Origin of the sequence: Sulfuricurvum sp. RIFCSPLOWO2_12_FULL_43_24, from assembly GCF_001829605.1 — a bacterium.
GTDB lineage: Bacteria > Campylobacterota > Campylobacteria > Campylobacterales > Sulfurimonadaceae > Sulfuricurvum.
Genome location: NZ_MIBT01000030.1, coordinates 1 through 7,221 on the forward strand (window position 1 = coordinate 1; position 7,221 = coordinate 7,221).

A 7,221-nucleotide genomic window follows, 5' to 3' on the forward strand; every position below is an offset into this window, starting at 1 on the left:
CTCCATTGCGTTTATAACGGCGTTTGTATTTGCCCTCGCAACGGTCAAACTTTTTGTCGCCTTCGTCAGCCGCCACACCTTTACTCCGTTTGCGATTTACCGAATCGCTGTCGGAATCATTTTCTTTTATTTTGTAGCGGTGCTTCCGGCGTAACGTTATGACAAATACGTGGCACAAAGAACTATTGAGTTTTATTACGGCAATTGTCCTCTTTATTGCAATTTGTACCTTTAGCTTACAAATTAATCACTTTTTGCCTGATTCCATCAGTTTTATACTTTTTTTTGCATCACCATTATTACTGATACTCAATATTTATATAGCTTATCGTTTAACAAAAATTTTAAATAACAAGTTTACTTCTTGGAGACTTATCGGCATTAATCAATTAATTATTTCTGTACTGATAACTCACATGTGGATGGGAGAAAATTTTTATCCACGCGGTAAAGAATCTTCAACAAGTCTATGTGGTAGTTCAGATCAGTACGATGTTTATTCACCTGATAAAACGAAAAAAGCCATCGTTTACCTCTATTCATGTGGCGCGACTACAGGTTATACATCAGTTGTTACATTAGCTAATGCTCATGAAACGTTAGAAGACACACCATTGATTGCTGATGTTTTCAGAATCAAAGGAGAAAATATTCATCTCCAATGGATAAATAATAACAATCTCCATATAGACTACAATCAATCCCAAAAAGTTTTTCACTCATCGAAAGAGTTTAATGGAGTAAGAATAGATTTTTAGTTTAAACCTAGATTCCGTATCAAGTACGGAATGACAAAGAGGCAGTAATCCCGTTCGTGGTGAGCTTGTCGAACCATGAACTAATTACCCTTCGACAAGCTCAGGGCGAACGGCAGGGATCATCTTGGAACTCCTATTTTGTCCGTAAAAACTTAATCTGATCAATCAAAATCTTCGCCAACTCCAACCCTTTGGAACGGTGCGAAAGCCCTTTTTTTACATCACTCGCTAACTCACCCAACGTCTGCACATATCCGCTTGGAATGAAAATCGGATCATATCCGAAACCGTTTTCACCCCGAAGTTCAGTAATCACATCCCCGTGCATCCACCCGTGCACACAATTCTCCCCTTCACGGGAAACAATCGCAATTGCCGCCGTGTAATGGGCAGGTGAGGTTTGGAGATTTTTTTCTTTTAATGATTTAACGAGTTTAAGAAGATTATCCCGATCACTCGCACCCTCTCCGCCGTACCTCGCACTGTAAATCCCCGGAGCACCGCCCAATACATCGACACTGATGCCGCTATCATCGGCAATCACAATCGCCTCAGGATCACCCAATGCCGTATAGACGGCACGTGCTTTGATCAGCGCATTTTCTTTAAACGTGTCACCGTCTTCAATAATTTCAAATCCCTCTATCAGATCGGTGTAAGGGAAAACCTCCCGATCGTGGAGCAATTCTATAATTTCACGCACTTTTCCTTTATTGGACGTAGCCAGTACAACTTTCATTCGTATCCTTAGATTAGACTTAGCAATATTTCCTCAGCCATCCGCCTAAATGCCGAATGTACTATAATGACGAAAATTTTAGCTTATCTAAGGTGACAACGTGTTTAAAACGGTTCTCCCGCTCTCAGCAATTCTTTCACTCCGATTTTTCGGTCTTTTTCTCGTTCTTCCCGTCCTCTCGGCTTATGCCTTGAATCTCGAAGGTTCAACTCCATTTTTAGTCGGTGTTATCGTCGGCGGCTATGCCCTCACCCAAGCGATTTTCCAAGTTCCCTTCGGAGTAATGAGTGATAAAATCGGTCGTAAACCGACACTCCTCGTCGGACTCGTCATTTTCTTGGTCGGTTCTATCATCTGTGCCGTGAGTACCGACATCTATACTCTGATGGCAGGACGTTTTTTACAAGGAGCCGGAGCCATCGGTGCTGTAATCCCCGCCATGATCAGCGATCTCGTCCATGAAGAGTCTCGAGGTAAAGCGATGGCGCTGATGGGGGGGACGATCGCGATCAGTTTCGCCCTTGCTATGGCCGCCGGTCCTGTTATCAGTGCCTATGCAGGTGTCGCATCACTGTTTTGGATCACTGCGGTGCTCTCTATATTGGCGATGCTCGTCCTCTTTACGAAAGTCCCTACCCCTCCGCGTATCCGCCATATTTACCACTCTACCACTACCACGGCAGATATCCTCAAAGATCCGAATCTCCTTAGTATGATTATCACCAACGGAATGCAAAAAGGGCTTATGACGGTTGCGTTCGTCCTCATTCCGATCCTCCTGTTGGACAGTGCGGGTATTTTCAAATGGGAAGCCAAAGAGCTATGGCAGGTATATGTTCCGGCAATGCTAATGGGACTCATCGCGATGGGACCGGCAGCCGTGTTCGGTGAAAAATACAACAAACCGCGCGAAATCTTTTTGCTCTCTATCGTCCTCTTTATCGTCGCGTTTACCCTATTAGGATTTGCAACCAAAGGGTGGGAGTTTGTCCTCGGAGTCATTGCCTTTTTTATGGCGTTTAATATGATGGAGCCACTGGTTCAGTCGATGATTTCAAAATACGCCCGTGTTCATCAAAAAGGGGCGGCTCTCGGGATTGCTAACGGAGTCGCCTATTTCATGACATTTATCGGCGGAGCCGTTGCCGGTATCGCCTTACAATACTCAACACGTGAAACGTTGGCCATCGGGCTGATTGTCGTAACAACACTCTGGCTTTTGTGGACGTTTAAAATGTCGAATCCGCACCGATATTCTCATCTTTATATCTCTGTCGATCATGTGGATATGGAGAAACTGGGTAACTTGGAACATGAGCATATTGCGGAGTGGTATATCAATGAGACCGAAAATATCGTCGCGGTCAAATATCGTAAAGATATGGTTGAAGAAGAGGCTATTAAAGCGAAAATCGTTAAGTAACCTGTCATTGCGGACTTAATCCGCAATCTTAGATCCTGAATCAAGTTCAGGATGACAAACAAAAGAATGAAGCCATTAGAGTTTTATCACCCTCACTAGCGTCCCCGCCTCTAAATCCCCATCCTCTTCACCGCAAATCATAAGTCCCGCATTTCCAAGAAGATTCGTCAAAATGGCAGAGCTTCCGCTCTTTTTCCCCTCAAAATCGACCCAGTATCGCCCATCGACAAAACTAAGGTTGCAGGCAGTAAATTCGCTTTTATTGGAACGTTTCGCAAACGGCACTTTGAGAGTCGCTTCGATCACGTCGTTGGGATTTTCAATTCCCATCATCCGTGCCATAAGCGGTGCAGCATAAAGAATAAAGGTGACGGTCGAGGAGTAGGCAAACCCAGGGAGAGAGACAATGAACTTCGATCCCCGTTGAGCCACCATCACGTGCTGCCCCGGTTTGATATTAACCCCTTTGAAGATTACCTCAGCACCGAGTTTGGGGACGATGTGTTTGACGAAATCGTAATCGCCGACACTCACTCCACCCGTACTCACCACAATGTCGCACGAGCTGATCGCCTCTTCAAATCGCTCCATAATGGCCGCTTTATCATCTCCGACGATCCCCATCTGTACACTCTCGCCTCCGAGAGAATCGACAAGAGCTTGAAGGGTATAGCTGTTGGAACTTCGGATCTGTCCTGCATGACGAGCAGTTTCACCAATGTCGAGAATCTCACTCCCCGTTGCGATGATCGCGACACGGGGACGTTGTGCTACACGGATCATCACCCGATTAATCCCGGCCAAAACACCGATCTCGGCAAACCCGATCTTCGTCCCTTTGGAAATCAATATTTCACCCTCTCGGTAACTCTCGCCGATCGGACGGACGGCAAATCCGAGTGGAACCGGTTTCTCGATTATAATCTTTGATCCCTCAACACGTACATTCTCAATCGGAATCAATGTGTCGGTTCCCTGCGGCATGAGCGAGCCGGTAAAAGTTTTGATACACGCTCCGCTTATAACGAAACCGATCTCATCGGCTCCGGCGGGGTTATCTCCGAGGATTTCGAGTGACACATACTCTTCCAAATCACTGTGGAGGATCGCATACCCATCCATCGCTGACGTAGGATGGAGAGGATAATCGCTGTCGGCGACAATGTCTTCCGCCAAAATCCGACCTAACGCATGAGTCAGAAAAATTTGCTCGCTGCGGATACTCCCGATACTAAGAAGAGTGATCATATTTTGGGACGTTTCATAGGAGATCATATCTTTCCTCCCAAAATTCCCGCACCTGCAATCGCAGTTGAACGATCCGCTGCGTAAAGACGCTCTCCATTTTTAAGGTCGTATTTCCAGATGGGGGCGGAGGCTTTAAAATCTTCGACAAATTTCTCAATCGTCTCCAACGCTACACGTCGTTTCGGTGAAAATACCGCTGCGATATATGAGGATTCATGCACCAATACATCCCCTCGGCTATGAGCCATTTTGAGCTTTGCACCAAGCGGTTCCACTTTGGCTTGCCATGCTTCAAACCATGCGCCCAGTATCGGCTCATAGAGATCAAAACTGAGCCCTTCGATCCCGTCTTCTTCACGTACCGTCCCGATAAACGGAATATAAGCACCGTAGTTATACTCCGCTTCCTCGGTATACCATCGGGTGATTATTTCCGGGACATTCAAAGCACCGTCATGGAGTTCTAGCATCTTCATCCACCGCATACCGGAGGGAGCAAAGATACCTTATCCCCCGATTTCAGCTGTGTATCGAGAGATGCGACCAGCGTATCATTAACCGCTACCGCACAGTTCTCTAACCACTGTGCCATTTCGGAATCTTTTTTCAATGCCTCGGCGACATCACGTAATGATGAAGCTTCCAAAGTTAACGGAGCCTTTTGAATCGGTCCTAAAAATTCGACTGTCACCATGACAATTCCCCTTTTTGGGTAGTTATATTGTGGTAAATTATAGCGAAAGAGAACTAACAGTGCCTTGTCAGGGATCAATTAGTATAATGAGTTTTATTTTTGCAGAGGAGAAGTTTTGATTTTCGGAAAAATTGATTTTTTAAATCTCCTCCCCTTCCACGTTTTTATCAAACGCTATGCCCGAAGCACTCGATTTAACCAAAGCCTTCATTACCACAAAGGAGTCCCTTCGGCCCTTAATCGCGAGTTTGCCATGCGTCGGATCGATGCGGCATTTATCTCCAGTATTACCGCTAAAAACTGCCGCCATTTCGGGGTTGGTATCGTCGCACAACGTGAAGTACTCAGCGTCCTCTCTCTCCCCAATGCCGATAAAGCCGATGAGGATTCGGCAACCTCAAACCTCCTCTCACGCATACTCGATATTCATGGTGAGGTGCTGATCGGCGATAAGGCGCTCCGATACTATTACGGCGGAGGGGAGCATATTGATCTTGGAAAAATCTGGCATGAACGAACAAGATTGCCGTTTGTCTTTGCGCTCCTTTGTACTCATAATCACACAGATGAACTTAAACGCCTGAGCCGCGCATTTGTCGCCAAACGAGTCAAAATTCCTTATTATATGTTGATGGATGCTTCCCGCCGAAGCACTCTTAGCCCCGCACAAATTACCCATTATCTAAAATTTATCAGCTATAAAGTGGGGATAAAAGAGGAGAGAGGATACAAAGCGTTTGTGAGAGAGGCAAAAAACAAAAGATTGGCCCCTTCCTTGGGAGCCATAAGATACTTATAGTTTAGCAGTGTTGATAAAGGACCGCTCCGAAATAATAACCGGCACCAAATCCAACGATTAAGCCATAGTCCCCAATTTGTCCTTTGCCCTGTTCTAAGTGATGTTCTAAAACAACAAAATTGCTTGGCGTACTGATATTGCCGTATTCAACAAACATTTTTTTTGATATTTCTACTTGCTCTTCACTTAATCCTAGTACTTCTTGACTCATAAAGCTATCAACAACAGGCAAGCCGCCTTGATGCAACGACCATTCAGCGACCTCTTCTATCTTTAGTCCGTTTCGCTGTAAAATTGGTTTGATAATATTTTGACTCACGAGCTTTGGCATAACATCTTTTACCCCGTCACCTGTAAAAAAAGCACCCTCTTCCATTTTAATGACATCCCCATATTGATAATCCAATTTTATATCAATGATTTTTAGCTTTTTATCAAAATGTTCGGCTTCAGCTCCACTAGCTAAGAGTAATCCGGCACCACCGTCTCCAAAAATAGCATGTGTTCGCAAAGATGCTCTAAAATTTATATCTGACGCATCGTAAAGCGGCTTGAATGTCCATGATGTTTGTTCAAACGCAAAAACCGTTGCCAAAGAATCATTTTTTTGACAGAAATTAACCGCAGATTGGATGGAAAAAATACCCGAGGTACACCCATAATTGACAATCTCCTCTGGAGGATAGGCTAAGTCAAGTGCAGATTCATGAGCAATTTGACACGTAAGATTAGGAAGAGTTACCGCATGTGAGCTTGCATTATAAGAGATTGATATGAATTCAATTTTACTATCATTGCGGATAGTGTCTGAAAAACTTTTAATGATATCGCTTGCCCATAAAACCGGAGAATTTTCATCAGGAACTACAATGCGGGGGAATTGTTCCAAATCAATACTGATAGCTCGATTTTTAATTTGGACATTTGATCCAAGCCTTGTCGCAAATTTATTTACTTTTGCAGAAGAAAGTTTTTCGCTATACAATTTATCAATTACATCAACAGAATTATAAATTTTTGGAAATACCGATTTTACACCAACGATAAAAACATCTTTTTTCACTTCTTTTCCTCTATTAATCTACTCGACATCCATAAGTGCCGAGCGATTGTAGCTAAAAAGCAAAAGATTTTATATTTTGAGTCTAGTATTTTAACAGCGCATCAATCCGTGCCAACGTCTCATCGACACCGATAATCGCCATAACACTGTCCAGCCCGGGTCCCGATAGTTTCCCCATCAGCGCAACACGTAACGGCTGACCGATTTTCCCGAACCCAATCTCCAACTGTGCAACTACACTCTCCATCACATGATGATAATCACTCGGGAGATGAAGCTCTGTAGTATTTTTAAGCGCTTGGGCAAAAGCTTCCAAAATCGCTTTACTCTCTTCTTTGTACCCTTTTTTAAGAGCCGCTTCATCAAAGAGCGCAGGACGAACCAAAATCTCATTGATCAGCGTTGCCATCTCGACCAATGTTTTTGCACGCTCTTTTAGCGCATCGAGCAAAATTTCGCGTTTATCGTGGCTTACCAGCATGACCCCGTGAAACTCC

The 7,221-nt window shown here is 44.3% G+C and carries 9 protein-coding genes and 1 pseudogene; 4 read left to right on the plus strand and 6 right to left on the minus strand.

Annotated elements, in window-relative coordinates:
- Positions 1 to 13 precede the first annotated feature (13 nt).
- Together A3G19_RS02860 and A3G19_RS02865 are read left to right on the plus strand one after the other, a co-directional pair.
- Positions 14 to 154, plus strand: coding sequence for an undecaprenyl-diphosphate phosphatase (locus A3G19_RS02860; RefSeq protein ID WP_294870483.1), 141 nt, complete (start codon positions 14 to 16; stop codon positions 152 to 154).
- Between the two features lie 31 nt (positions 155 to 185).
- On the plus strand, positions 186 to 758 hold the full coding sequence (locus A3G19_RS02865; protein ID WP_294870473.1) for a hypothetical protein: 573 nt from the start codon (positions 186 to 188) through the stop codon (positions 756 to 758).
- Between the two features lie 133 nt (positions 759 to 891).
- Here A3G19_RS02865 and rdgB read toward each other — a convergent pair whose 3' ends face one another.
- Positions 892 to 1,497, minus strand: coding sequence for an RdgB/HAM1 family non-canonical purine NTP pyrophosphatase (gene rdgB, locus A3G19_RS02870; RefSeq protein WP_294870475.1), 606 nt, complete (start codon positions 1,495 to 1,497; stop codon positions 892 to 894).
- A gap of 100 nt (positions 1,498 to 1,597) precedes the next feature.
- Here rdgB and A3G19_RS02875 point away from each other — a divergent pair, with 100 nt between their 5' ends.
- On the plus strand, positions 1,598 to 2,920 hold the full coding sequence (locus A3G19_RS02875; RefSeq protein WP_015654660.1) for an MFS transporter: 1,323 nt from the start codon (positions 1,598 to 1,600) through the stop codon (positions 2,918 to 2,920).
- A gap of 75 nt (positions 2,921 to 2,995) precedes the next feature.
- On the opposite strand, the gene A3G19_RS02880 is transcribed toward A3G19_RS02875, so the two are convergent.
- The 3 genes from A3G19_RS02880 to A3G19_RS02890 are packed head-to-tail and all read right to left on the minus strand — an operon-like array spanning position 2,996 to position 4,862.
- Positions 2,996 to 4,195, minus strand: coding sequence for a molybdopterin molybdotransferase MoeA (locus tag A3G19_RS02880; protein ID WP_294870477.1), 1,200 nt, complete (start codon positions 4,193 to 4,195; stop codon positions 2,996 to 2,998).
- Positions 4,192 to 4,638: a molybdenum cofactor biosynthesis protein MoaE gene (locus tag A3G19_RS02885; protein ID WP_294870479.1), complete on the minus strand. Its 447-nt coding sequence runs from the start codon at positions 4,636 to 4,638 to the stop codon at positions 4,192 to 4,194. The genes A3G19_RS02880 and A3G19_RS02885 overlap by 4 nt, the downstream gene beginning before the upstream one ends.
- A 2-nt stretch (positions 4,639 to 4,640) precedes the next feature.
- Positions 4,641 to 4,862, minus strand: a complete 222-nt coding sequence (locus A3G19_RS02890; protein WP_015654663.1) for a MoaD/ThiS family protein — start codon at positions 4,860 to 4,862, stop codon at positions 4,641 to 4,643.
- 115 nt (positions 4,863 to 4,977) lie between these two features.
- Between A3G19_RS02890 and A3G19_RS02895 the strand changes: the two genes are divergently transcribed.
- Positions 4,978 to 5,661: an MqnA/MqnD/SBP family protein gene (locus tag A3G19_RS02895; RefSeq protein ID WP_015654664.1), complete on the plus strand. Its 684-nt coding sequence runs from the start codon at positions 4,978 to 4,980 to the stop codon at positions 5,659 to 5,661.
- Between the two features lies 1 nt (position 5,662).
- Here the strand turns inward: A3G19_RS02895 and A3G19_RS02900 are convergent, their stop codons facing one another.
- Both A3G19_RS02900 and A3G19_RS02905 read right to left on the minus strand, forming a co-directional pair.
- Entirely contained in the window at positions 5,663 to 6,724 is a 1,062-nt protein-coding gene (locus tag A3G19_RS02900; protein ID WP_294870481.1) for a 3-oxoacyl-[acyl-carrier-protein] synthase III C-terminal domain-containing protein, read from the minus strand.
- A gap of 82 nt (positions 6,725 to 6,806) precedes the next feature.
- Positions 6,807 to 7,221, minus strand: a pseudogene (locus A3G19_RS02905) (glutamate--tRNA ligase); the annotation flags it as partial.